The sequence below is a fragment of the Neisseria sp. RH3002v2f genome (assembly GCF_014596375.1).
Lineage (GTDB): Bacteria > Pseudomonadota > Gammaproteobacteria > Burkholderiales > Neisseriaceae > Neisseria > Neisseria cinerea.
In genome coordinates, this window is record NZ_MAYZ01000016.1 from 1 (window position 1) to 417 (window position 417).

Consider the following 417-nt stretch of genomic DNA (forward strand, 5'->3'; position numbering starts at 1 on the left):
ATCTTGGGCAGCGACAGGCTCGTGCGCTCGCGGCAGAGGTACATGGCGATCTGTCGTGCGGTGGCCACGGCCTGCGAACGGCTCGAACCGTACAGATCGTCGACGGACAGTCGGAAGTACTGCGCGGTCGCCGTGATGATGTCGGTGGGGGAGATGACGTTCGCGTCATCCTGATCCACGATGTCGCGCAGCACGGTCTGTGCGAGGGAGATGTCGAGGTTCGACCGGTTGAGGCTCGCGAACGCCGACACGCGGATGAGCGCGCCTTCGAGCTCGCGGATGTTCGACGAGACCTTCGTGGCGATGTACTCGAGGACGTCGTCGGGGACGAGGAGACGCTCGGACTGCGCCTTCTTGCGCAGAATCGCGATGCGGGTCTCGAGGTCGGGTGCCTGCACGTCGGTGATCAGGCCCCAC

The 417-nt window shown here is 65.0% G+C and carries 1 protein-coding gene; it reads right to left on the bottom strand.

Annotation, left to right across the window (positions count from 1 at the left end; translation table 11 throughout):
- Positions 1-417: DnaA ATPase domain-containing protein (locus tag BBW69_RS02575; protein WP_255489351.1), on the bottom strand; the 417-nt coding region annotated here is incomplete at both ends.